Source organism: Pseudomonas frederiksbergensis, assembly GCF_003732705.1.
Lineage (GTDB): Bacteria > Pseudomonadota > Gammaproteobacteria > Pseudomonadales > Pseudomonadaceae > Aquipseudomonas > Aquipseudomonas frederiksbergensis_F.
In genome coordinates this window covers 23,495-48,362 of record NZ_MOBR01000044.1, presented here as the reverse complement: position 1 = coordinate 48,362, position 24,868 = coordinate 23,495, and the positions used below count along the sequence as shown (strand labels likewise).

Genomic DNA, 24,868 nt, shown 5'->3' with positions numbered 1-24,868 from the left:
GGGGGCANNTATTCCAGGTCGCAGCAAACAGCCTAGACACCTCGGTCAGTCCCCTCTCCCCCTTGGGGAGAGGGGAAAGGGGGCAGATCTCCATGGGTTTCGAATCCTGTGTTCGACGGGGTGTTTCATTCAAATGTGTGTTCGACCGAATTTCTCATTTCAAACCTGAGTTCGGCTCGGTATTCCAGGTCGCAGCAAACAGCCTAGACACCTCGGTCAGTCCCCTCTCCCCCCTGGGGAGAGGGTTAGGGTGAGGGGCGGTTCCAACTGACACCCCGCGTACTATCTAGCGCCCCGGAATAATCAGTTCCCGCAATCCATTGGCATGTTCAACAATCTCCCCCGGCAACTTCAGCCGCTGATCATCCAGGTAGCGATAATCCTGCCGCGCCGTGGTCAGCTGATTCAGATCCAGCTCAACCGCAAACTGCCCCTCCTCCCGCCCGGCTTCGAACAGCAACGTGCCCAGCGGATCCACCAGCGCACTGCCGCCGGCAAACAACAAGCCGCCATCCCCTGCTTCCACCCGGTTGACCATCAGCGCGAACGCCTGGTTTTCCTGGGCGCGGGCCATGATCGCGGTGCGGTGGGTCGGGCCGTATGGGTCCATGTTGCCGTTGGTGACCAGCAGCACTTCGGCGCCCAGTTGCGCCAGGGCACGGGCGGTTTCGGGGAATTCGATGTCGTAGCAAATCAACAGGCCGACCCGCACACCATTCCACAGGCACGTGGCGTAACGGTCGCCGGGCTCGTAGACACCGCGATCCGACGCCCACAAGTGAGTCTTGCGATAGCGCAGGGCAATACCTTCAGGGGTAATCAGCAGCGTGGTGTTATAGAAACGACCGTTGTCGTTCTCGGCCATGCCCACCACCACGGCGATCTTGCGTTCACGGGCGGCGGCGATCACGGCGCTGACGGTCGGGCCGTCCAGCGGCTCGGCAACCTGGGCCACGGTCTCTTCCGACGCGAAGCCCATCAAGTGGCCTTCCGGGAACATGATCAGCTGGGTGTCGGCGGCGCAGGCGGCAATCGCGGCCAGGGCGCGTTCGAGGTTGTAAGCCGTGTCATTGTCACGGCCTGCCAATTGGGCGAGTTCGACCTTCATGGGTATTCCTTGTTATGGGCGCCGGGGATGCAGAAAGATTGCCCGGTCGGTGTCTGTGCGCCAGTATGCGCAGCAAGCAACCGGCCAGGGAATCACGCGGCTGGGGTAACCCGATAGGGGTAGACGCATGACACTCTCGCTGGATGACATCGCCTGGCACCGCTCGGTGGGGCAACTGATCGACGCCTTGGACAAGCCGAATTTCTGGACGCAGCTGGTTCGATTACTGGATCAATACGTGGATTTCGACAGCTGGGTGGTGCTGCTTTTCAGCGCCGACCAGCACCCGCAGGTCTTCGCCGAATGCCCCGGCGAGGACGGCAGTCCCGATCAACTGTTCCAGGATTACCTGCGCGGTTTGTACCTGCTCGACCCGTTCTACATCGCCTGCCGCGAACAATCGCGCACCGGGCTCTATCGCCTGTCGGAAGTTGCGCCGGAGCACTTCGAGCTGACCGAGTATTACCAGCGCTACTTTCGTCTGAATGTGGTGGCCGACGAAATCCAGTTCAATTGCCAACTCGAAGGCGACCGCACGCTGTGCCTGTCGCTGGGCAGCAAACAGCGTTTCAGCGGTCAGCAGATCGCGCTGCTGTCGCTGATCCAGCCGTGGGTACTCGGCCTGTTGCGCCAACGCCTGCCCTATGAAATCAACGAAGTTGTGGCCCTGGTGCCCGCCCCACCGCAGGTCGATTGGCGGGTACAGCTGGAAGCCTCGGTGCAGCAACTCAAAGGCGCGCAATTGACCGCCCGGGAGCTGGACGTCGGAAGGTTGATGCTCAGCGGTTGCTCCAGTAAAGAAATCGCCCGTAAGCTGGAAATCTCCGTAGAAACCGTGAAAGTCCATAAGAAACACATGTACAGCAAACTGGGGATTAAGTCCCAGTCGGAGCTGTTTTCGATATTCCTCCAGGCCCAAAATGCCTGAAACACCACGGCCCTGTAGGAGCAAAGCTTGCTCGCGATGGCGGTGTGTCAGTCACGGCTAATGTCGACTGACACGCCGCCATCGCGAGCAAGCTTTGCTCCTACAGGGACCGTGTGTTGAACACAACCGAGTCCGAACCCAGGGAAACCGTATGAGCCTGTCACTCCTGAGCCGTTACGCCTTCTTTGCCGCTTGCGTGATTTTCACCCTCGCCAGCCTGCCCTTCCTGCAACACGACTGGCTCTGGCCGATCACCGCCGTCACCGGCGTGCTTAGCCTCGTGGGCCTGTTCGACCTGCTGCAAAGCCCCCACGCGGTGCGCCGCAACTACCCGATCCTCGGCAATATCCGCTACCTGGTGGAAGGCATTCGCCCGGAAATCCGCCAATACCTGCTCGAATCCGACAGCGACGCCCTGCCCTTCTCCCGCGCCCAGCGTTCGCTGGTCTACTCGCGGGCCAAAAATGAAAGCGCCGACAAACCGTTCGGCACCCTGATCGATGTGTATCAGTCGGGTTTCGAATTCATCGGCCACTCCATGCGCCCGGCGCCGTTGAGTGACCCGAGCGGTTTCCGCGTGCTGGTCGGCGGTCCGCAGTGCACCCAGCCGTATTCGGCGTCGGTGTTCAACATATCGGCCATGAGCTTCGGCTCCCTCAGCGCCAACGCCATCCGCGCGCTGAACCAGGGCGCCAAGCTCGGCAACTTCGCCCACGACACCGGCGAAGGCAGCATCAGTGCCTATCACCGGGAAAACGGCGGTGATCTGACCTGGGAACTGGGCAGCGGCTACTTCGGCTGTCGCACCGCCGACGGCCGCTTCGACCCGGAACGCTTCGCCGCCCAGGCTCAGACGCCGCAAGTGCGCATGATCGAAATCAAGATGAGCCAAGGCGCCAAACCCGGCCACGGCGGCATCCTGCCCAAGCACAAAGTCACCAAGGAAATCGCCGAAACCCGCGGCATCATGATGGGCGAAGACTGCATCTCGCCGTCACGCCACAGCGCGTTTTCCACGCCGATCGAACTGATGCACTTTATCCAGCAACTGCGTGAACTGTCCGGCGGCAAACCGGTGGGCTTCAAGTTCTGCCTCGGCCACCCGTGGGAATTCATGGGCATCGCCAAAGCCATGCTGGAAACCGGCATCCTCCCGGACTTTATCGTCGTCGACGGCAAAGAAGGTGGCACCGGCGCCGCGCCCGTGGAATTTACCGACCACATCGGCGTGCCGATGCGCGAAGGCCTGTTGTTCGTCCACAACACGTTGGTGGGTCTGAACCTGCGGGACAAAATCAAACTCGGCGCCAGCGGCAAAATCGTCAGTGCCTTCGACATCGCCAGCGTCCTGGCCATCGGCGCCGATTGGGCCAACTCGGCGCGTGGCTTCATGTTTGCCATCGGCTGCATCCAGTCGCAAAGCTGCCACACCAACAAATGCCCGACCGGCGTGGCGACCCAGGATGTCCTGCGCCAACGCGCATTGGTGGTGCCGGACAAGGCTCAGCGGGTGTTCAACTTCCATCGCAATACCTTGAAGGCGTTGGCTGAAATGCTTGCCGCTGCTGGGCTGGAGCACCCTTCGCAATTGTCGGCCAAACATTTGGTGCGGCGTATGTCGGCGACTGAGATCAAATTGTTCTCGCAGTTGCATGTGTTCTTGAAGCCCGGGGAATTGTTGACCGGGGAAGTGAATGGCGAGTTTTACTCGCGGATGTGGCAGATGGCTCGGGCGGATAGTTTTGAGCCGAGGGAAGTGGTTGCAGCGTAGATCATCTAGCGACAGCCGCACCCGGATGCGGCTGTTGCCCTGTCACTTTTTTTCAGCCTCCAGGGGAAGTGAGCGAAACTCTAGCGCGAGTGAATCGCCTACTTCCGTTTCACTGAGTAATTGAATGTGATAGCGGCTCAGAAACGTTTTTACGTCTAGCGGAGCTATGCGGGAGGCAAGAAAATAAAAAGTTTCGGGAGGGTGTGTCGATAACAAGTCCTTGTTCAACATGTCCTCGTTTCGGACATTCTTTGGCGAACCCAGCAATTTAAAGTACTGATTAAACTCTATGGCCTGCCTCGCATACAGTGGCTCCTGGATTTGCCGAACGATAAATTCATGAACCAGGTCGCGCATTTGACTGACGGGCTTTAGTTGATTCGCGTAGGTAAATATCGGTTTGTTATCCGTGAACAATGGCGTCATCGAAAAACACAGCACAATCACCGCAATCCCCAACTGAGTCCATCTATCGTCAATGAGACTGATGGCATAAGCAATGGTCACCAACAACGCGGGCAGTAAAACAATCGAACTGCGCATGGTCAAAACAGGTTGAATATACAACGAACGTACGTAAGGAATAATGGCACAGGCCACAATCCAGAAAACAAATAACCTAAGCGCTTCGCGATTTCGCTCTTCTTTGATCAAGCGCGTAGCCCCGACCACCACTAGCACTGCGTAGATCACAGACAAAGTAAAATTTCCGAAATACAAATTGAACAGCTCAATGAAGAACCGGTCATTGGGTGGTGCGAGCCAAAACCCCTGTCGATGAAAATTAAAATATACGTATGAAACGTAGGGTGCGACGCTCAGCAATATAAAACTCCCCGCCAAACCAAAGCGGTACAACAGCCGTCTATCCAATGGCCTTTCCAATAACGTACAGACTACTAAAAACGCTTGAGCAGCCACCACCAAAAATCCGAAATAGTGCGTATTGACTAACAGTGTCGCCACCAGTGAATAGATAGCAATGTGAAACCGATCACGTGTGCGCACCGCCTTGACGAAGGCGATAAACGATACGGTCGTCAACAACGCTAATAACTCGTACGAACGTGTCTCCTGAGAGTAAGTAATCAAGTAAAAATTTATCGCTGCCAGCCACGCAGATATCAGGCCTGCCCGACAATTGAAAAGTTGTTTTCCAAGACAGAAAACAGCCGCAATCAAGAAGACGCCGAAAACAACCGAGAGGTACCGTCCACCCCACTCACTAAAGCCGAACAACTTATAAAAAACCCATAAAACAATCTGATATGCAGGGGGATGCACGTCCACCAGCGTGCGCTGGCAAACTTCAAGGAGGCTGTTATCTGGATGACTGGTAGCGAGACTGAATACTTCATCGAGCCACAGCGAGTCCACCGTGATATTACGCAGTCGCAAATAACTGCCAAATATCAAGGCGGCGGCCAAAGACACATAGACCGTTACACACTGTCTGCCTGGATTAAGTTTCATCCTGTATCACCCTGCCGCTGGTATTGATCAGCACCGCACAACCCAAGACAACCGCCAACCACAACGTCACCAACCGCAACAAAACCGTCGCCGCAATCGCATCCGGCAGCGCTACCTCCCCGGACATCAACAAAGCGACCATCACCGCTTCCGCACTGCCAAGCCCACCCGGCATAAAGCTCAACGCGCCTGCGAGCATGGAAATGGCATAAACAAACATCGCGAAGGTCAACGGGACGTCGAGGCCCATGGCGCTCAATATCCAGTAAAACGCCAGCGCTTCGAGGCTCCAGGCCAACAGACTCAACAGCGTTGTACCGATCAGGCGTCGCGGGGTGTGGCAGCGGCGCGACTGGAGCAATACTTGAATAACGCTGCGTAATACCCGGGACGTCCAGCCGCGTCCACGAGATATTCGTTGCTCAACTATGTCCATCAGCTCTTGTCGGGAAACCAGCAAAAAACCACAGGTCACCAGCACCAGGCTGACGACAATGATCGAGAGCCATTCCGGGTGGTCGCTCAAGCCGAACAAGGCCAGTAACACCATGGCCAACAGGTCCGACAGACGCTCACTGACCAGCGCCGCGAAGCTGTTGGCATAAGGCACGCCCCAGCGTTTGAGCAACACCCCACGCAATGCTTCGCCGGCCTTGCCTGGTGTCGTGGTCAAGGCAAAACCGGCGAGGTAGATTTTCAGGCTCGGCCGCCACGGCAACGAATGTCCCAGGGCATAGAGGTAGGTCTGCCAACGCAAGAAACGCAGGCCGTAACCAGTCAGGATCAACACACCGATCTGAGCTGCGATTAGCCACCCGACCCGACTCATTGCGCCGCTCACCGCCGACCAGCCGCCCCACAGGGAAACACCGAGATAAGCCAGGGCCGAGCAAACCACCGAGCCGATCAACACCCGATAACGCCAACCGGACAGGAACAATTCCTGATTCACAGGCTCAGCCTCTTGAACAGCCACTGCGGCAACCCGCGAATTACCCACATGATCAAGGCCCAGAACCCCGGCACGTAAAGCACCGACTTCTGGTGCTCAATGCCGGCGACGATGCGTCGGGCGACATCCTCCGGTTGCGTGACCAACAGCGCCGGCAACGCCAGCCCCTGGGTCATCGGCGTATCGACGAAACCGGGCTTGATGGTCAGCACCTGCACACCGGACTTGAACAGGCGCGCACGCAACCCTTCGCAAAAGGCTGAAACAGCGGCTTTGGCTGAACCATACAAATAGTTGGACGAACGCCCTCGATCGCCAGCGACCGAGGAAATAACTGCCAGGGTTCCGCAACGCTGGGCAGCCATTTGATTAGCCAAAAGCGTCAACAGCGCAATCACCGACGTACCGTTATGGGCAAACTCCGCCAGCGCTACCTCGACGTTTTGTTCGCACACTAATTGATCCGGCAAGGTGCCGTGGGCGATCAGGCAGATGTCGATCGATTGCAAGGTGCGAAGGCAACGCTCCAGCATGACCGGATGTGCGGCGATATCTGTGGCGTCCATCACATGAGACGTTACCCTGCCAGCGCCTCGAACCAGCAGATCAGCGCTGGTTTGCTGGATTTTCTGCACATCACGCGCGACCAGGAAAAACTCGTTGCCCTGCTCCGCCCAGAGCCGTGCACAGGCACTGGCGATGGCCGAGGTGGCCCCCACGATCAGTATTTTTTTCATTGGATGACTCGCTGCCAAAAACGGGACATCAGCGCCGGGTCGCGCAGCGCTTCAACCTGTTCCCAGGCTGGGTAAGCCTGGCGAAAATCGCGGCCGCTCATGTGCGCGTCCTTGGCCGGGTAGAGCCGACCACCGGCCTCCCGGACGATGGCGTCCAGACGTGGCAGCAGTGTGTTCGTCAGCGCAGTGTTCTGAGGAAAATCCAGCGCCAGTGACGTTCCAGGCATCGGAAAGGACAGCAGCCCCGGCGAGGTCAAATCGCCACAGCGCTTGAGCACCGCGAGAAAAGACCCGGTGCCGCTGTGGGCAATCGCGTTGAGGAGCTGGGCCAAGGCGTCTTCGGCCGTCGTTTCGGGCAACACGCACTGGAACTGCTGGAAACCTTTGCGTCCGTAGGCCCGATTCCAATGCTCGATGCCATCCAGCGGATAGAAAAACGGGCTGTAGGGGACGATTTGGTGTACCCGAGTCGCCGGTTGCATTGCCCAATAACTGCGGTTGAAGAGGTTCACTGAGAGCCGATTGATCAAGGACACCGGTGGCCGGATCGGCAGGCTCAGCGAGCGTGTCGGCGCCACCTGAAGCGGCCCGTTTTCACTGTGCTCGCCAACGGTAAACACCCCGCGCCCTCGCTGGCGACCCTTGGCCAGGCAATCGATCCACGCCACGCTATATTCGTGCAAAGGGTCCAACTCCGCCGACAACGCGAAGAATTCGCGCAGATGGTCAAACCGCACCCGAACCGTCTCGACCCGGCTGGACTGAATTCTGCGCAGACGAATGCTCACCCAACTAATAATGCCCGTCAGGCCCAACCCGCCCATCGTGGCGGCGAACCACTGCGGATTTTCCGAAGGTGAACACGTCATTGGCGGTTGCGTGGAGCGATGCAGGCCAAAGCTCAATACAGAGTGGGCAAACGTACCGCGCCGGTGATGATTCTTGCCATGCACGTCATTGGCCAGTGCGCCGCCCAGGGTCACGTGGCGTGTTCCGGGCGTGACCTCCAGAAACCAGCCATGGGGGATCGACACTTGCAGAATCTCGCCGAGGGTCACCCCCGCTTCAGCGCAAATCTGGCCGGTTTGCCAGTTTGCTTCGATCAATCGATTCAGAGGGCGCAAATGCAACACATGCGCACTGCTGGCGAGGCAGCTGTCGCCGTAACTTCGGCCGTTACCAAACGGCAAGGTGGTGCCGTGATCGTTGACCAACGTCTGCAGCTGATGCTTCAAATCACCACGCCAGTAGCAGGGATGACCTGCTTGCTGCGCTGCGGGGTATTGTCCCCATGACGCCAACCGGCTACTGGACATAGTCAATCTCGAATTGATCGGAGGTATTCCTGATACGAAAATCGACCAATACGCCTTTAAGCTTTTTCGCGGACAGAGCATCTACTGCGTACAGGGATACGCTGTCTTGCGCAGCCGAAATGTTGGGAATAGCCAACTTTAGTTCAGCAACTTTTATAAAGTAATCCGGCAACCCCGAGAACCACTCGTCATAGATAAAGGCATATTTCACACCTTGACGTTTCATTAACTCACCCACCCAAAGGGCGTTCGGCTGCGTTCGACTTAGTCGCAAGGCCTCGTAGCTTCCCAACCCTGCAAGGTCCAACACATACTGGTCCGTCATTAATGAAACGAGCCCTAGATCATTGATCGCCAACGGTTCATCCAACCGGGCGGCTATCATTGACATCCTATATTGTTGATTGTAGATATTTGCCGAAGCCCAAGGCGTACTGAATGTCACATAGGCGAGTTCACTGAATGCCAGAGGTATAAAACCGAACAATATCGCTACCCACTTATCCGTTAGACACCTGACACACGCCGCGATAAAAAAAACACCAACAAATGAAAGCCAGTACAGTTCGTAACGCCCATACCATCCACTTTTCCCAAGAAGCGTATGAAGCAAGGTCACACCCAACAGCAGCATAACCAATGACTTTCTGCTTGAGAAAAAACAACAAAAAACAATGACTACAACAATCACCCATCCATACATTTTGCATTGATTCAGCGCATGCACTGCCAGTGATGAAAAATCGGAAATATCCGACTTTGAAAGCACCGACGAGGGTAACAGACCGAGCCCCAACTCTTTCAAAAACAGGCTAAACGAAGCCACCGCCAACAGTATCATCACGCCACATGCCAGCGACTTCTTCCGCTCACCGTTTACCCATAAATAAGCCAACGCGGGCAGGGAAACCGCAGCCCCCTCATAACGTACTAATGGCAAAACAAATGCTGCCAAATAAAAGACAGAAGATACCTTTGTCGCCCCTAGAAACTCTCGCCTGACCACTTCGCAAGCAATCAGCGTCGTTAAATAAACTTGCAGGCTGTGCTCCATCCCATTGAAGATTGCGCCATAGACATTGGTGGACAGACACCACCCACAAATAATAATCGCTTTGTAACCAGGTGCCACGCTGCTCAATAGTTGAAAGAGCAACCGAACAGTCATCCATGAAAAGATGACATTCAGCACTAATGGCACATAGAAGAAACCTTTACCCAACACGGAAAAAGGCGCCAACAAGAACGGCCAGATAATACTTGAAGAAGGCGCAGCATTTTCGCCGAGGTTAATCCCGTAATGGCCAGACATTATGTTCCTGGCCATTTTCATATGGATGTACGGATCATCCAGTGTGTAGATCAACACACCGTTATTCGTCAGCAGGATTGAAACGAATAACACCATGACTGGAAAAATAAATATCCCCAGCAAGATAGCGCCATCAGACGATGACAACCGATCAGTCATCGCCGCTTCCCGATACCCGAACGTCATGCCGCCACCCAAAAAATCAGCCCAAACATCACGCCAAGCGCCAGACTCAAACGATCCCGCAATGCAAACACCACCGGGTCGTCATTCATCCTGCCGCGATGGGTCAGCATCCAGATACGAGTGATCCAGAACAGCAACAACGGACAGCCAAGCCAGATCAGTTGTGGATGGCTGTAAAGCACGACGGTCGTACTGTCATGGATGTACAGCGCCAGTACCATCACCGATAGGTAACCCGAAGCAGCCCCCAGGGAAGAGAGCATCGCCAGATCGGCCGGGTAGTAATCACGGCCACCGGTTTTGCCGGTGATGCCGTTGCACAACGCGACCTGGAGTTCGGCGTAGCGCTTGACCAGTGCCAGGCTCAAAAACATGAACATCGAAAACGCCAGCATCCACACCGTCAGTTCCAGTTCGAACGCGGCACCGCCGGCGATGATGCGCAAGGTGTAAAGCAGCGCCAAGGCAATCACGTCCAGGGCCATAACCCGTTTCAACACCGCCGAATAGACCAGCGTCAGCGCGTAGTAGGTGGCTAGCACGGCGACGAACCGCCAGGGCAACCACCACCAGGCCCCGATAAAAGCCGTGAGCAGCAGACAGGGAAAAACGATCAGGCCGGACTTGATCGACAACTGCCCACTGGCAAACGGTCGATAGCGTTTGCGCGGATGTCTTCGATCGTCCTCCAGGTCCAGAAGGTCATTGATGACATAGACCCCGGAGGCGCATAACCCGAAAAACACAAAGGCCAGCAGACCGTGCCAGAGCAGTAGTGGATTGCCAATCTGGTGCGCGGCCAGCAGCGGCACGAAGATCAGCGCGTTCTTGGCCCACTGATGGATGCGAAACGCCTTGTACCAATCCCTGACACTCATCGCCCCCGAGCGAACCACTTGCACCACGTTGTCCAGGCTTTGGGTGGCGAGCTCGACGCCTGGCGAAGGATTGACGACGTAGGCCTGCTCGGCCACGCGCCAAATCGACAAGTCCTCAAGCGCATTGCCGACGTAATCAAAACCTCGCTCGCCATACATCGCCACCAGCAAATCACGCTTGTTCGTGCCCGATAAATTGCACCCCAGGCTTGTGGCCAGGACGTCATCAAACACCTTTAAATGCTCGGCAATCCGCGTCGCCAGCGAATGATGACTGGCCGTAGCCAACACAATTTTGCGCCCTTCCTTGCGTTGCGCCTCGATCAGCGCCAGTACATCGGGATCGTAGGGCAGCACGGTGACGTCGATATCCGTCGCCTGCGCCAACTGTTCTTTTAAATATGCCTTGCCATGACTGAGCCAACTCAAAGGCTTCAGCCAGTGCAATGGCTGGCTATGAACAAAGGCCATGGCGCTTTCGAACAGCAGATCAGACCTGAGCAACGTTCCGTCCAGATCGACGACGAAGGGCCGGGACGGCATGTTCAGTTGTGTCAACGGGCGCGCCGGGCGCTGAGAAGTGTTCATGTTTCACGCCCACGAAACAGCACGAACTTCGAGAAGACAAACCCGCACACCAGGCTCAACAGTGAAAACACAGTCACCGTCAGCAAACCGGGAAACCGCCACAGATCGCCGAGGCGCCCGATGCCGTAGCTCATGGCGCCCATAAGACCAATGAACAGCAGATACACGCCCACCGACACCTTGGCATCGAAGGTGTACAGCGCATTCACATAAAAGGAAAAAGAGGCGGCAACGCAAAACGCCGCGAAGTTGCTCGCGGCCTGGGTGAGTTCAGCACCGGTGCTGAGGACGAAAAAAATCTGCCAATGGATGATCGCATTGGCCACGCCGATGACGCTGTAAGTGGAGAACCCCTTCCAGAAGGCTTTCATGCCGGCTCCTTGCCGCGTCGCCGTTGCAGGTGCCTTCAAACTAAAATCACTACCGGGTGCCGTCTACTGTCAGAAATTACAGGTCGCCCCCTATTCCCGACCAACGGTCACCATTGCAGTTCAACAATCGACCTCGGCTCCTTCATGACGATAAACCCGTAATCCCCCAGCAGATAAATCCGGTAGTACTGGCCATCCACCAATGGCACAAACCCCTGATACCCGACCCGGGTCGCATTGCGCCGCTCCCGCTCGGCCACCACATTGGTGATGCCGGCCTTGGGCAAGTTCTCGGCGAGCATGTAGTAGTCGGTGTTCAGCAAGTAATGCAGCACTGGCAGTTGCTTGAATGAACCCGCCGCGCCTGTCAGCCAGTGATCGGAATAGCTGATCGACAGGTAAATGCGTTTGGCATCGCGCAGTGCCGGACGGGAAGCGATGTCGTAGCTCAAGGCATTGAGCGCGGTGTTGGCGAAGGTCTTCTGCACTACCAGCACCCGGCCATAGGCGAAGGACAGCGAAAGCATGGCCAGCAGCGGGATCAGCAACAGCAACGGCAGCCGTGAATGCACGGACGCCAGCGCCAAATGGCTGAGGTAGAACAGCAGCACCAGCACCACGGAAAACCCCATCAGGGTGCGGGCGCCTTCGTTGAAGTCGCGGAAAAACAGCGCGGCGCCGGGCACCAGAAACACTACGACCGGCACGATCAATAAGCACAGACACGCCATTACAACTCTCTTCGGTCCCGTGTCCTGCCGTTCGATGAGCAGGACGCCACCGGCCACCGCACACAGCAACAACGCCGCAAACACCCAGCCGAAGCCACCGTGAAACAGCAACATGACCTTTTCCAGCACCCTGGCCGCGTTAGTCTCGACTTGCAGCAGTGGCGCCGCCTCCCCATTCAATAAAGAGGTGCGTTGCTGATTCATATAGGCCCCCGCCGTGGCGAAGTAGATCAGCCAGGCCAACGCCACTTGCGCGGCTTTCCAGCCGATCATCCGCCAGCACTCGGGCCAGGGCAGTCTGGCACTGGCGGCGCGCAGCAGCTCCAGGGCACACAAGCCGAGAAACACATTGATGCTGACCTGATACAGACCCAGCGCCAGGGCAATCAGCAACGCCGGGACGACCAATTGCCGGACCCGCGAAGTACTACGAAAAGTGATCGCGAAAATCACCGCCACCAGACTCAGGGCCATGGCCGGCCCGTCGTATTGATAGGACAGGTTTTGCAGGAAGAACGGGTTGTACCAGAAGCCGAGCACCACCAGGCAGTGGGTCAGGGTCGGTTCGGCGAAGTAGTGGAAGGTCAGGCGGGTCAGTGCCCACGACATGGCCAGGATGGCGATCAGCAAGGGTAAAGGGAAAATGTTCGGCGCCGCTCCGCTGAACGTCAGCCAGTTGTAGAACAGCTGGGTGAACAAGCGGCCCTCCCCCGACCAGCCCATGCCGGCGGCCAGTGCGCGCCAGCTGTCATCGATGTAGGGATAATCCGCGAGGATCAGCGGCAGGACGTAGGCAAAGGTCGCCAATAGAAAACACAGCCAGACCCGTCGGCCGCCGAGTTCTCTGTCGAGCCAATCGCCCATCCTCATGTCGATGCCCCTTCGGATGACTGCATTCAATCCGTGAAGCTTTGATCCTGCTGCAAGGCGTTAATCACCGTGTTTAAGATAGACGGCTATCACGGGCAATATCCCGTAATACCCCCACTTTGCAATTAACGGCCAATCACGCCACCCTGCGCCGCCGATCTGTGGCCCGCAACCCTTTGCGCCGCGAAATACTCCTTTTCAAAACACGTTCAAGAGCCCTCAGTCATGACATCTGAACGCGATCACCGCATCGATTTTTTCCGAGGCCTGGCCCTGATCTTCATTTTCTGGGATCACGTGCCCCACAACCCTCTCGGGCAAATCACCCTGCGTAATTTCGGCTTCAGTGACGCCGCCGAAATCTTCGTGTTTCTGGCCGGCTACGCGGCGGTGTTGGCCTACGGCAAGATTCTCCAGCGCGACGGCTATCTGATTGCCTGTGTGAAAATTCTGCGCCGTACCTGGGTGCTCTATGTGGTGCATATCTTTTTGCTGGCGATGCTGATGGGCATTGTGTTCTTCGCCAACAGCCATGTGGAAACCCGGGATCTGGTGGAAGAAATGGGCATGCACCACTTCATCACCAACCCTCAGCAAGCGTTGACGGATGAGTTGCTGCTGCGCTTCAAACCGAACCTCATGGACCCGCTGCCGTTGTACATCGTGTTGCTGGCCGGTTTGCCGCTGGTGCTGCCACTGTTGGTGCGCAAGGCGTGGGCGGTGGTGGCGCTGTCGTTGACGGTGTACCTGCTGGCGCCGTGGTTCGGCTGGAACCTCGCGGCGATCAAGGATGGCGTGTGGTATTTCAACCCCGTCGTGTGGCAATTGCTGTTTGTGCTCGGCGGCGCGGCGGCGATTCACGGGCAGCGTCCGCGATTGCCCGACACACGGTCTTTAATGCACCAGCCATTGTTTGTCAGTGCAGCGGTGTACGTGGTGCTCGCCGGGGTGATTACGATCTCCTGGCGCTGGCCGGAAATTCACGACGCGGTGATGCCGGCGTGGCTGAGCAACCTGTTGTACCCGATCAGCAAGACCGACCTGTCGCCGGTACGGCTGATGCATTTCCTGGCGCTGGCGTACGTCACCGCCAAGTTGCTGCCCGGCCGTAGCTGGACCCAAAACTGGTGGGCGCAGCAAAGCTGTCGCATGGGTCGTTACTCGCTGGAAATCTTCTGCCTCGGCGTGCTGCTGGCGCCCCTGGCGGACATGATCAACGCCATGACCAACGACGCCTTTGCCATGCAGATTTTCACGGCGCTGGTGGGGGTTGGGCTGATGGGATTGTTGGGGGCTTGGCTGGATTTCAATAAGCGGCTGACCCAATCACCCATACCCGCGACAGCCTGAAACGAAAAAGCCCCGATCATCACGACCGGGGCTTTTGCATTTCAGGCATCAAACCTTACGAAGCCGAACGCACCGCACCTTGCGTCGCATTGGTCGGTTGCAGCTTGAACACATAGAACAGCACCGTCAGCAGCACCAGGAACGCCGGCCCCACATACAGCGCCACGCGGGTGTCCGGGAAGTACGCCATCAGCCCCACCACCAGCACCAAAAATGCCAGCGCCAGGTAAGAGCTGATCGGGTACAGCCACATTTTGAACTTCAGCCCGGCCCGTTCGCTGGCGCTCAGGCCTTTGCGGAATTTGAGCTGGGCCAGCAGGATCATCACCCAGGTCCAGATTGCACCGAACGTGGCAATTGCCGTCACCCAGACAAAGACTTTTTCCGGGACCATGTAGTTGAGCAGCACGCCCAGCAACAGCACGAAGATCGACAGCAGCAACGCGCGACGGGGCACGCCATTGCTGGAAGTCGTGGCGAAACCGGCGGGAGCCTGACCGTTCTGGGCCAGGCTGTAGAGCATACGGCCGGTGCTGAAGATGCCACCGTTGCAGGAGGACAGCGCCGCAGTAATCACCACGAAGTTGATGATGCCCGCCGCAGTCTTGATCCCCAGACGCTCGAAGGTCATCACGAACGGGCTGCCCTGGGTGCCGATTTCGTTCCACGGGTAGATCGACAGGATCACAAACAGCGCACCGACGTAGAACAACAGAATCCGCCAGAACACCGAGCCGATCGCATTGGGGATGGTCTTCTGCGGGTTCTTCGCTTCACCGGCGGTCAGGCCGATCATCTCGACGCCCAGGTAGGCGAACATCACCATTTGCAGGGACATCAACACGCCTTGCACGCCGTTGGGCATGAAGCCGCCGTGGGCCCACAGATTGGAAATCCCCAGGGCCACGCCATCGTTGCCGAAGCCAAACGCGATCACGCCGATACCGCCAATGACCATTGCAATGATGGTGACGATCTTGATCAGGGCGAACCAGAATTCGAACTCACCGAAAGCCTTCACCGCGATCAGGTTGATCGTGCCCATGCTGATCAACGCCGACAGCGCCCAGATCCAGCGCGGCACGTCGGGGAACCAGACGCCCATGTACACCGCCACCGCAGTGATTTCCGCGACGCAGGTCACCAGCCACAGGAACCAGTAGTTCCAACCGGTCAGGAAACCGGCCAAGGGGCCGAGATAGTCTTGGGCGTATCGACTGAAGGAGCCGGCGACCGGGTTGTGCACGGCCATTTCGCCGAGGGCGCGCATGATCACCAGGATCGCCAGACCGCCGATGATGTAGGACAGCATGATGGCGGGGCCGGCCATTTCGATGGCCTTGGCCGAACCGAGGAACAGGCCGACGCCGATACAGGCACCGAGTGCCATCAAACGAATATGCCGTTCGCCCAGTTCGCGTTTAAGCGGGCCGCCCTGAGCGGTCTCGCCTTGGGGCAGATGATTGCCTGCTGGCATAGGGGTACAACCTCGTCTTGTTATTGGATGTGACCACCGAGTAAACGAAGCGCGGACCGGTAAGCCAGCGCATCCTGATACCGGGCCTGCCTTATGGGCAAACCCGTCTTGTAGGACAAAACCTGCAAGATCAGCGGGGCGTGCAGTATAAAAAGCTTCCGACAGGGTTTTTCACTCTATAAACCACAACATTCAGGCACAACTCTCGCCAAAAGCCGTGTTTACGGAGGGGCATTACCTGAGTTTGGTAGGAATATTCACTGTAAAAACGGCGCTGAGTATTGCACAGCATTGGTGCATCGTCATGCTGCGACGAAGGTCGGATTTACCACTGGGAGTGCCTATTCCGGCCATTACAGACATTGGAAGCATCACCCCCTGTAGGAGCAAAGCTTGCTCGCGATGACGGATCGGCAGGCGATGCATTTATCGAATGTAAGACCGCCATCGCGAGCAAGCTTTGCTCCTACGACGATTTCGATATTTCTCTATTCACAATTTTTTCACCATCGCCAACCACCGTCTAAGCTTCAGACAAGTCCGATCAATCTGCGTGAATGGATCAGTCGACTATGGGCGCGTTATGGCAATCCGATTCGAGTAAAACCGTGGTTCCGACTGAACGTGTGGATGATGCGCCTTTACCTGAAAAACCCCGTCGTACCAAGCACGGCTGGAAGGCGTTCTGGCTGTTGCTGCTGATTATCCTGATCGTGCTGGGCCTGGCCGCCGCCAAGGAAATGCGCACTTCGAAATTTCAGGCCCGGGAAGTCAGCAAATTTGCCGCGTCCCTGAGCTATGAGGTACAACCCGGCCCCAGCGACGCGATTCGCTACCCCGGTGCCGGCCCGTTCGATTTGCGTCTGGGCTACAGCTCCATGGGGGATTTTCTGCCTCGGCTGCTCAAGCGCAACTATGTGATTGCCTCGCAAACCCGCTTTTCACCGGCGCTGATGAGCTACAGCGACAAAGGCTTTTTCGTCCCGTATTCGGAGAAGATCCAGGCCGGGCTGTCGATCACCGATTGCCGCGCTGCGCCGCTGTATCAGTTCAAATACCCGCAGCAGCTCTATTCCAGCTTCGACTCGATCCCGCCGGTGGTGGTCAATAGCTTGCTGTTTATCGAAAACCGCTTCCTGCTGGATCCCAAACAGCCTTTGGCGAATCCGGCCGTGGATTGGCCTCGCTTCGGCATGGCCGCATGGTCCCAGGTGGCCAAGCTGATACACCTGCCGGGGCAGTCGGCGGGCGGCAGTACGTTGGCGACGCAGCTTGAGAAATACCGCCACTCCCCCGATGGCTTGACCGTGTCGGGCGCGGAGAAGATTCGGCAGATGATTTCCGCCAGCGTGCGCGCCTATCAGCCCGGCCCGCAGACTTTGCAGGTACGGCAGAACGTAGTGCGCGACTACCTCAATAGCGTGCCGCTGTCGGCCGTTCCCGGCCACGGTGAAGTGCATGGCATGGCCGAAGGTTTGCGGGTCTGGTACGGCGCCGATTTCAACAAGGCCAATGAAACCCTGGCCAGCACCGCCACGGATCCAACAACCATGGCCGCAAAAGGCTTGGCCCTGCGTGAAATGCTGTCGTTGATGATCGCCCAGCGCCGCCCTTCTCATTACCTGACCAAAGGCCACGAAGAACTGGCCGACCTCACTGACAGCCACATTCGCCTGCTCGCCCAGAACAATGTCATCGATGCGCAGTTCGCCGCCGCCGCACTGGCCAGTAAAGTGACCTACCGCGACTGGCAGACCCAACCGACCATCCAGCCGATCGAAACCAACAAAGGCATCAGCACCGCCCGCAGTCGCCTGGCCTCGATGCTCAACCGTCCGCTGTATGACCTCGACCGTCTCGACCTGTCCGCGACCAGCACCTTGCAAAGCGACTTGCAGGCCCAGGCCACCGAATACCTCAAGCACTTGGCCGACCCGGTCTTCGCCGGGCAAATCGGCCTGATCGGTGAACGCCTGCTGACGCCCACCAGTACCACGGCGGTGCGCTACAGCTTCACCCTGTTCGAACTGACCCCGGACGGCTCCCGCGTACGGGTGCAGACCGACAGCACCGACCAGCCGTTCGACATCAACGAAGGCAGCAAACTGGAACTGGGCTCCACCGCCAAGATGCGCGTGCTGACCACGTACTTGCAGATCATCTCCGAACTGCATGACAAGTACGGCGACAAAACCGTGGCCGAGCTGAAAAAAACCGACGTCCCCGATCAGGATCGCCTGAGCCGTTGGGTCGTCGATTACCTGATTCAGAACACCGACCGCAGCCTGCCGAAAATGCTCGGCGCCGCCCTTGATCGCAAATACTCGGCCAGCCCTGGCGAGGCGTTTTTCACCGGTGGCGGCCTGCATGTATTCCACAACTTCCGCAACGAAGACAACGGCCGCATGCCGACCCTGCGCGACGCCATCCGTGAGTCGATCAACCTGCCGTTCATTCGGCTGATGCGCGACATCGTGCGCTACACCACCTACTCCGGCCCCAGCAGCAGCGCCGAGTTGCTTAAGGACGACCGCGACCCGCGTCGTCAGGAATACCTGGCGTCGTTCGCGGACAAAGAAGGCACGTCGTTCCTGCTGAAGTTCTGGAAAAAGTACCGGAACAAGGACACCGACGCGCGCCTGGATACCTTCCTCGACAGCATGCGCCCGACCCCGATCCGCATGGCCGCCGTGCACCGTTATCTCTACCCGGACGCCGAACAGGCGGCCTTCAACACCTTCGTGCGCGCGCACCTCAAAGGCGCCAAGCTCACCGAAAAACTCACCGACGAACGCCTTGAACGGCTCTACCTGAGCTACGGCCCCGGCTCTTATGATCTGCCGGACCAAGGCTTTATTGCCAAGGTTCACCCGCTGGATTTGTGGCTGATCGGCTACTTGCTGGGCCACCCGGACGCCAAGTGGAGCGAGATCGTCAAAGCCAGTCAGTTCGAACGCCAGGAAGTCTACAGCTGGCTGTTCAAGAGCAAACACAAGGGCGCCCGGGACAGTCGCATCCGCACCATGCTGGAGATCGAGGCGTTCCTCGATATTCACCAGCGCTGGCAGAAAGTCGGCTACCCGTTCGATCACCTGGTGCCTTCGCTGGCCACCGCCATCGGCAGTTCCGGTGACCGGCCGGCGGCGCTCGCGGAACTGATCGGCACCATCCTCAACGACGGTATACGCATGCCGACCCTGCGCATCGACAGCCTGCATTTCGCTGCCAATACGCCGTATGAAACCCAGGTGATCAACGACCCCAACGTCGGCAAACGGGTGATGCCGTCCGAGGTGGCCGCGGCCATGCGCGAAGCCTTGTCCCATGTGGTGGATGCCGGTACGGCGAAACGGGTCTCCGGCAGTTTCAAAACACCGGACGGCACACCATTGGCCATGGGCGGCAAGACCGGCACCGGGGATAACCGCATCGAAGCGATTGGCTCTGGCGGGCGGATCCTCAGCTCCAAATCGATCAACCGTACCGCGACCTTTGTGTTCTACATCGGCGAGCATCACTTCGGCACGCTGACCGCGTTCGTGCCGGGACGCTCGGCGGAACAGTTCAAGTTCACTTCGGCGTTGCCGGTGCAAGTGCTTAAAGGAATGGCGCCGATTCTGACGCCATATCTGCAGCCGGGGCGTAATACCGAATGCCAGGTACCGACGGTCGCGGGGCGATGATGCCGGCCGTCGCTATTGAGCTTTCCTACAGCAAAAACAGAACTAACGACAATGGTGGTATTTAAATACTTTCGACATTGCCATTTTCAATCAATAACAGACTATTAACCGCCCCATAGAAACAGAGTTTTGAACTTTTATTCTTTACGTCAATGGTTAGCTTAGAGCCCTCCCATAAACGTGAAGACCATTCACCATGTTTGAGTTACAAACAGTAAACAACTTGGCCAATCCGGACAACTCATCTAACAATAAAGGCAGGCACTACCCCTTTATCAAAGCCCGCATTAATGACTGCTTTACCCAGACCTCGTTGCAGCGAGTACAAGCGCTGGGCAATGTCCGACTGCGGCGAGCACCTTGGTTTGACAGCGCCAGCCAGCCACTGAAAGACGCAAATATAGAGGCCTGGAATACCCAGAACGCGCTGGATCAAATGCTCTTGTCACTCAAGGATATTTATTCCTTTGCCGAGCCCTTGCTCAAGGCCGCGATCAGAATTCAACACGGACTTGACCTGAACGTCCGGGAAACCTGCCTGCATCTCTATATTTCCAAAGAACAGCCTTGGTATGTGATTGATACATCCCAGGGCGTGATCACTCGAACGGTGTCATTGCTGGATGCCGCACTGCACAACTTTGCACGTAACGAGCACTTCGAAGCGGACTCGGAGTTTATTACCCGCCCCGATCAACACGGGCGCTTTGAAATAATGCCGCTCAAACAAACAATGACGATCAAACAGTTTCAGACACTGTGTCGCAAACTGGATATCGGCAACCGCTACAAGCGCCATCTTGAACATTACCTGCTGCCTGCCAGCCCCGTGGCCGCCGGGGCTTTGCAGCATCGGGTCGGCCTCAGCCAAAAGGCCGCGCTCAAGGCCGCCGCGCACGTGGCACTGAAGAAAAAAGACATCAGCGCCAACGCCCACAGCCTGATATTGGGTCTTATTCACGGCCTGACCAACCTGACCCTGGACGGCAAAGTCATGCAGGCCTGTGACTTGCGCCTGATGGACACCACCCTGACCGGCATCATCGTTTTTACCCCTGTCCCTGAGCAGAATCGCGGCGTCAGTCGAGTGCTGGTGTATGTCCCCCACGACCCCGAGCACCCGCTGAAGGAATACCCGTCGGCAACCGACTGCATGACCGAGATCACACGGCAATTGCGTGAAAACACGCTGTTGCCGTCCAGCGCCACGACCTATCAGCAGTTCTTCAGCCAGTTCGTCGACCAGCAACAACGCGGGCATTTTTTCGCCGGGCTGGAGCAACGCCTGAGCCAGGTGAAATGGCATGAGCGGCAACCGACCGATCCGCTCCCCAGCTGGCGGGAAATCCCTGTGTCAAAACCCGACCTGCAATTCTCTGTCGAGCCGATCACGCGTCCACTGTGGGAGCACCTGTACCAAAAAGCCCTGAACAAGATCCTCAACGACGGCCGCGCGATTGCCGTCTCCACTGCCGATACCGACAGCCGCGCGCGCTGGGCCTGGTGGGACAACTTCAAGAAAATCCTTTCCGACATCTTCAACGTTGCCCTGATGGTGGTGACACCGTTCGTGCCCGGTCTGGGCGAGTTGATGCTGGCCTACACCGCCTATCAACTGACCACCGATGTGATTGAAGGTGTGGTGGACCTGGCCGAAGGCATGTGGGCCGAGGCGGCCGAACATGTGATCGGTGTGGTGACCGATGTGATTCAACTGGCGGTGTTCGCGGTCGGTGGCGCCATTGGCAACGAGTTCAAGCTCAAATTGTCACCGTTGATCGAAGGCACGACGCCGGTACAACTGCCCGACGGCAAAAGCGTGCTGTGGAACCCTGACCTTGGCCCGTATGAGCAACGTCACATCACCTTGGCGGCGGATTCGACGCCCGATGCCTCGGGCCTGCATGCGCATGAGGGCCGGCACATCCTGCCGCTGGAAAATGGTCTCTACGTGGTGAACAAACACCCTGACACCGGCGAGCAGCGCATTCTGCATCCCCGGCGTGCCGACGCCTATTCACCGAAAGTGGCCAGTAACGGGCATGGCGCCTGGCTGCTCGAGGGGGAGAATCCACGTGACTGGGACGCCGAAACCCTGATGAAACGGCTCGGCCACCGCACCGATGGTTTTACCGCCGAGCAACTGGAAAACATCCGTTACATCAGCGGCACCGATGAGGGTTCGTTGCGCCGGATGCACGTCGAGCAAACCCCGCCTCCGTTGCTGCTGGACGACACCCTCACACGCTACAGGGCGTTCAAGGATGTCGGTGTGGCCCGCGAACGTATCCGCTCTGGCGCGGCCCTCGATCCGTCTTCCGTCTGGTTTGAACAACTGGTGACGGAACTGCCCGGCTGGCCAATGGATTACGCGCTAAACGTGTATGAGCGATCCGACCTGACCGGCATGTTTCGCACCTATGGCCATGCCCGGGCGTCCGCCAGCCAGACATTGAACATCAGTCTGGGCGATGTGACGGCGGGCAAGCTCCCGGAGCGAGTAGTGGGCTTTCTGGACGACGGGAAACTGAGCGACCTGCTCGGTGCAAACCTGCCGGTGGATCAGCGTGTACAAACATTGCGTGATCGTCTGGCCGCACGGGTGGAGGAGCGCAAACCCGAGCTGTCGGACTATCTGTACCGCGCACGGGAATACCGCAACGAGGCAAACGTTCAGCGCTTGCAAACTGCCTACCCGGACCTGCCAGCCGACATCGCCGATACGCTGCTGGCCGGCGCCGGAAAAACCGAGCTGGACACACTGGCCCAACAGCAGCGCATTCCCCTGCGTCTCAGGGCCTTGGCCCGCGAATGCGCGTTTGAAACCCGAGCGGCCAGAGCCTGCGAAGGTTTCTATGAAAAGGCCCGAATAACCCCCGACACCGAGCGCCTGGCCCTGAACGTGTTGCGCCTTAATAGCGACACGTTCAACGGGCTGCGGATCGAAGTGCGTTTCGGCACTTACGATGGCCCCTTGCGCTGTAGCGTCGGCGCCGATGACGCCAGCACCGTCAAAATCCTGGTGCGAGACGAGCACGGACGCTACAAAGGACGTGACCGCGAGAATCGCAAGTTGCACGGCCCCTACAACCTGTACGAATCGATCCTGCGCGCCATACCCGAAGCGTCGCGCCTTGAACTCGGTTACCAGTTCGGCCAGGGCGCCTGGTTCAAGGAATGGCTGATGGCCAAATCCGAAGTGCCGGCCGAACGTCGCACCGCGCTGCTCGAACCGCCGATCCGGCCGGTGGCGCAGTGGGAGACGATGCTATTGTTGCGCGGCCCTTTGCTGTCCAAAGGCGCCAAGACCATTGAGCAACGGGTTCAGGATCTTTACCCGCACCTCAACGAGCGGGAGGTTGAGACCTTTGTCCGCTCCCTGCCGGCGGATGCGGATGCGGTAGAGGTGGTCAAAACCCTCGAACGCTCACTGAACAGACTGCGTAATGTGCTCAGCATCTGGAAGGATCAGATGGCGGCGACCCTGCCTGACGACGCTGCGATTGCGCCCGATGCGGTCAGGCACATCGCCGAAGGCCTGGTGGAATGCTTCGAGCGCAGGCCGTGGGTGTTCGATGAACGCAGCACGCATTTCGCGGGCGGTTATGCGCTGGACCTGTCCAGCGATCTACGCAATTACAACCTGGAACGCTGGTGGAAAAAGCTACCGGACCTCAAGGATTATCTCGACCAAATCACCACGTTGAATGTGGATGGCATGACGATCTCGCAACGCTCGGACGGGATGCTCCAGGACTTCACCCAGCTTCGCCAATTCAGCGCGCGACGCTGCGGCCTGACCGGCCTGCCGGCCGGAGTCGGCAACATGCCCGTGCTCGAAACCCTGCGCCTGAGCGACAACCGCATCCGCCTGACCGACGAGGCTTTGGTGCAATTGGGTCGTCTGACCCGACTGCAAACCCTGCGGCTTGAATACAACCCGCTGGTGATGGCGCCGAATGTGCAGCGCATGCCACGCCTTAAGGTACTGAACCTGTCCTACACGAGCATCGACGCCTGGCCCGAGGGGCTGTTGGCCAAGTTTCGTCCCAGGGGATTTTTCCTCGATCTGTCGGGCAACCCGATCAGAACCATTCCCCGGGCCATCAAAGGCTCGAATAACGCGTGGACGGTCGCGCGTGCGCGACTGGACTCCAGCAAATTACTGGATGCCCACCGCCATGCATTGCACGAGTATCGCCGCTCGGTGGGCTTGCCCCGCGAGAACCTCTATGCGCCGCTGGCGCAAAACGCACGGGACAAATGGCCGCTCAATGATGACTCGTCACTGTGGGGCAATCGCTCCCCCGGTTTGGGCAATTACCGGGCCGAAGCCTGGGACAACCTGATGAGTGAAACCAATAGCGATGGCTTTTTCAGACTGATCGACAGCTTGACCACCTCAGCGGACTACCGGGCCGGCGGGTGGGTACGAGAGCAACTGTCGCGCCGTGTCTGGGAACTGATCGATGCCATGGACATGGACACGCCGTTGCGTGAAAAACTGTTCCGCACCGCAGAGAACCCGGAAAACTGCGAGGACGCCAGCTCCGAGATCTTCAACCGCATGGGCGTGCAGGCGCTTGTGTCCCAGGCGCACGCCTATTCGACGTCCGCCGGCGAACGGGAGTCCCGGATGGTAGCGTTGAGCAAAGGCGCGACACGTCTGGACCGGGTCAACCAAATCGCCCTGGCCGATTCCCTGTTGCGCCCCAGCCGGGCCGAAGAAGTGGAAATTTACCTGGCCTATCAGACTGCACTGGCGCAACGCCTTGGCCTGCCCTGGCAATCGGACTCCATGCTCTACAGGGAAATTGCCGGCGTGACGGAGGAAGCCATCGACCGGGCCTACGATACCGTGCTGGAGAGAGAGAACGGCGACGGGCTGGTCAATGGCATGCTCGAACAACCGTTCTGGGAAGAGTATCTGCGTGAGACCTGGCCTGACCGGTTCGAGGCCAATGATCGCCTCTACAATCAGCGACTGGAGCGTCTCGAAGACTTGCACGATCCTTCAGCCCGACCTGCACCCATATCCGATAAGGACTACGCGCAACGTTCCGTTGAACTGGCCTACGAGAAACTCGAGTTGGCGCGAAGCCTGAGCCGAATGCTGCTGCAAAAGTACGGGCTGTAA

The 24,868-nt window shown here is 58.0% G+C and carries 15 protein-coding genes; 5 read left to right on the top strand and 10 right to left on the bottom strand.

Annotated features, from left to right (window positions below):
- Nucleotides 1–286 precede the first annotated feature (286 nt).
- Complete coding sequence (locus tag BK667_RS31580) at nucleotides 287–1,108, bottom strand: carbon-nitrogen hydrolase family protein (RefSeq protein ID WP_123509418.1); 822 nt, start codon at nucleotides 1,106–1,108, stop codon at nucleotides 287–289.
- 127 nt (nucleotides 1,109–1,235) lie between these two features.
- Between BK667_RS31580 and BK667_RS31575 the strand changes: the two genes are divergently transcribed.
- Together BK667_RS31575 and BK667_RS31570 are read left to right on the top strand one after the other, a co-directional pair.
- On the top strand, nucleotides 1,236–2,036 hold the full coding sequence (locus BK667_RS31575; RefSeq protein WP_123599947.1) for a helix-turn-helix transcriptional regulator: 801 nt from the start codon (nucleotides 1,236–1,238) through the stop codon (nucleotides 2,034–2,036).
- Between the two features lie 151 nt (nucleotides 2,037–2,187).
- Nucleotides 2,188–3,807 (top strand): FMN-binding glutamate synthase family protein, encoded by a 1,620-nt coding sequence (locus BK667_RS31570; protein ID WP_123599946.1) that lies wholly within the window; start codon nucleotides 2,188–2,190, stop codon nucleotides 3,805–3,807.
- Nucleotides 3,808–3,849: 42 nt separating this feature from the next.
- Here the strand turns inward: BK667_RS31570 and BK667_RS31565 are convergent, their stop codons facing one another.
- The 8 genes from BK667_RS31565 to BK667_RS31530 all read right to left on the bottom strand — a co-directional run bounded on the left by BK667_RS31565 (nucleotide 3,850) and on the right by BK667_RS31530 (nucleotide 13,221).
- Complete coding sequence (locus tag BK667_RS31565; protein WP_123599945.1) at nucleotides 3,850–5,280, bottom strand: glycosyltransferase family 39 protein; 1,431 nt, start codon at nucleotides 5,278–5,280, stop codon at nucleotides 3,850–3,852.
- Nucleotides 5,270–6,232, bottom strand: a complete 963-nt coding sequence (locus BK667_RS31560) for a lysylphosphatidylglycerol synthase transmembrane domain-containing protein (protein WP_123599944.1) — start codon at nucleotides 6,230–6,232, stop codon at nucleotides 5,270–5,272. The genes BK667_RS31565 and BK667_RS31560 overlap by 11 nt, the downstream gene beginning before the upstream one ends.
- On the bottom strand, nucleotides 6,229–6,969 hold the full coding sequence (locus BK667_RS31555) for an SDR family oxidoreductase (protein ID WP_123599943.1): 741 nt from the start codon (nucleotides 6,967–6,969) through the stop codon (nucleotides 6,229–6,231). The genes BK667_RS31560 and BK667_RS31555 overlap by 4 nt, the downstream gene beginning before the upstream one ends.
- Nucleotides 6,966–8,285 carry an FAD-binding oxidoreductase gene (locus tag BK667_RS31550; protein WP_123599942.1) on the bottom strand — a complete coding sequence of 440 codons (1,320 nt, stop codon included), beginning with the start codon at nucleotides 8,283–8,285 and terminating at the stop codon, nucleotides 6,966–6,968. The genes BK667_RS31555 and BK667_RS31550 overlap by 4 nt, the downstream gene beginning before the upstream one ends.
- Nucleotides 8,275–9,756 (bottom strand): DUF8728 domain-containing protein, encoded by a 1,482-nt coding sequence (locus BK667_RS31545; protein ID WP_123599941.1) that lies wholly within the window; start codon nucleotides 9,754–9,756, stop codon nucleotides 8,275–8,277. The genes BK667_RS31550 and BK667_RS31545 overlap by 11 nt, the downstream gene beginning before the upstream one ends.
- 23 nt (nucleotides 9,757–9,779) lie before the next feature.
- Entirely contained in the window at nucleotides 9,780–11,249 is a 1,470-nt protein-coding gene (locus tag BK667_RS31540; protein ID WP_259698290.1) for a UbiA family prenyltransferase, read from the bottom strand.
- A complete protein-coding gene (locus BK667_RS31535) occupies nucleotides 11,246–11,620 on the bottom strand; it encodes a GtrA family protein (protein WP_123599940.1) in 375 nt (124 codons plus the stop codon). Before BK667_RS31535 ends, BK667_RS31540 begins: the two co-directional genes overlap by 4 nt.
- A 107-nt stretch (nucleotides 11,621–11,727) precedes the next feature.
- Complete coding sequence (locus BK667_RS31530) at nucleotides 11,728–13,221, bottom strand: glucosyltransferase domain-containing protein (protein ID WP_375539194.1); 1,494 nt, start codon at nucleotides 13,219–13,221, stop codon at nucleotides 11,728–11,730.
- A 225-nt stretch (nucleotides 13,222–13,446) separates the two neighbouring features.
- Here BK667_RS31530 and BK667_RS31525 point away from each other — a divergent pair, with 225 nt between their 5' ends.
- Nucleotides 13,447–14,571 carry an OpgC family protein gene (locus BK667_RS31525; RefSeq protein ID WP_123599938.1) on the top strand — a complete coding sequence of 375 codons (1,125 nt, stop codon included), beginning with the start codon at nucleotides 13,447–13,449 and terminating at the stop codon, nucleotides 14,569–14,571.
- A 55-nt stretch (nucleotides 14,572–14,626) separates the two neighbouring features.
- Here the strand turns inward: BK667_RS31525 and BK667_RS31520 are convergent, their stop codons facing one another.
- Complete coding sequence (locus BK667_RS31520) at nucleotides 14,627–16,048, bottom strand: amino acid permease (RefSeq protein WP_123509407.1); 1,422 nt, start codon at nucleotides 16,046–16,048, stop codon at nucleotides 14,627–14,629.
- A gap of 572 nt (nucleotides 16,049–16,620) precedes the next feature.
- On the opposite strand from BK667_RS31520, the gene BK667_RS31515 reads away from it, so the two are divergent.
- Both BK667_RS31515 and BK667_RS31510 read left to right on the top strand, forming a co-directional pair.
- On the top strand, nucleotides 16,621–19,731 hold the full coding sequence (locus BK667_RS31515; protein WP_123599937.1) for a transglycosylase domain-containing protein: 3,111 nt from the start codon (nucleotides 16,621–16,623) through the stop codon (nucleotides 19,729–19,731).
- A 436-nt stretch (nucleotides 19,732–20,167) separates the two neighbouring features.
- Complete coding sequence (locus tag BK667_RS31510) at nucleotides 20,168–24,868, top strand: NEL-type E3 ubiquitin ligase domain-containing protein (protein ID WP_259698288.1); 4,701 nt, start codon at nucleotides 20,168–20,170, stop codon at nucleotides 24,866–24,868.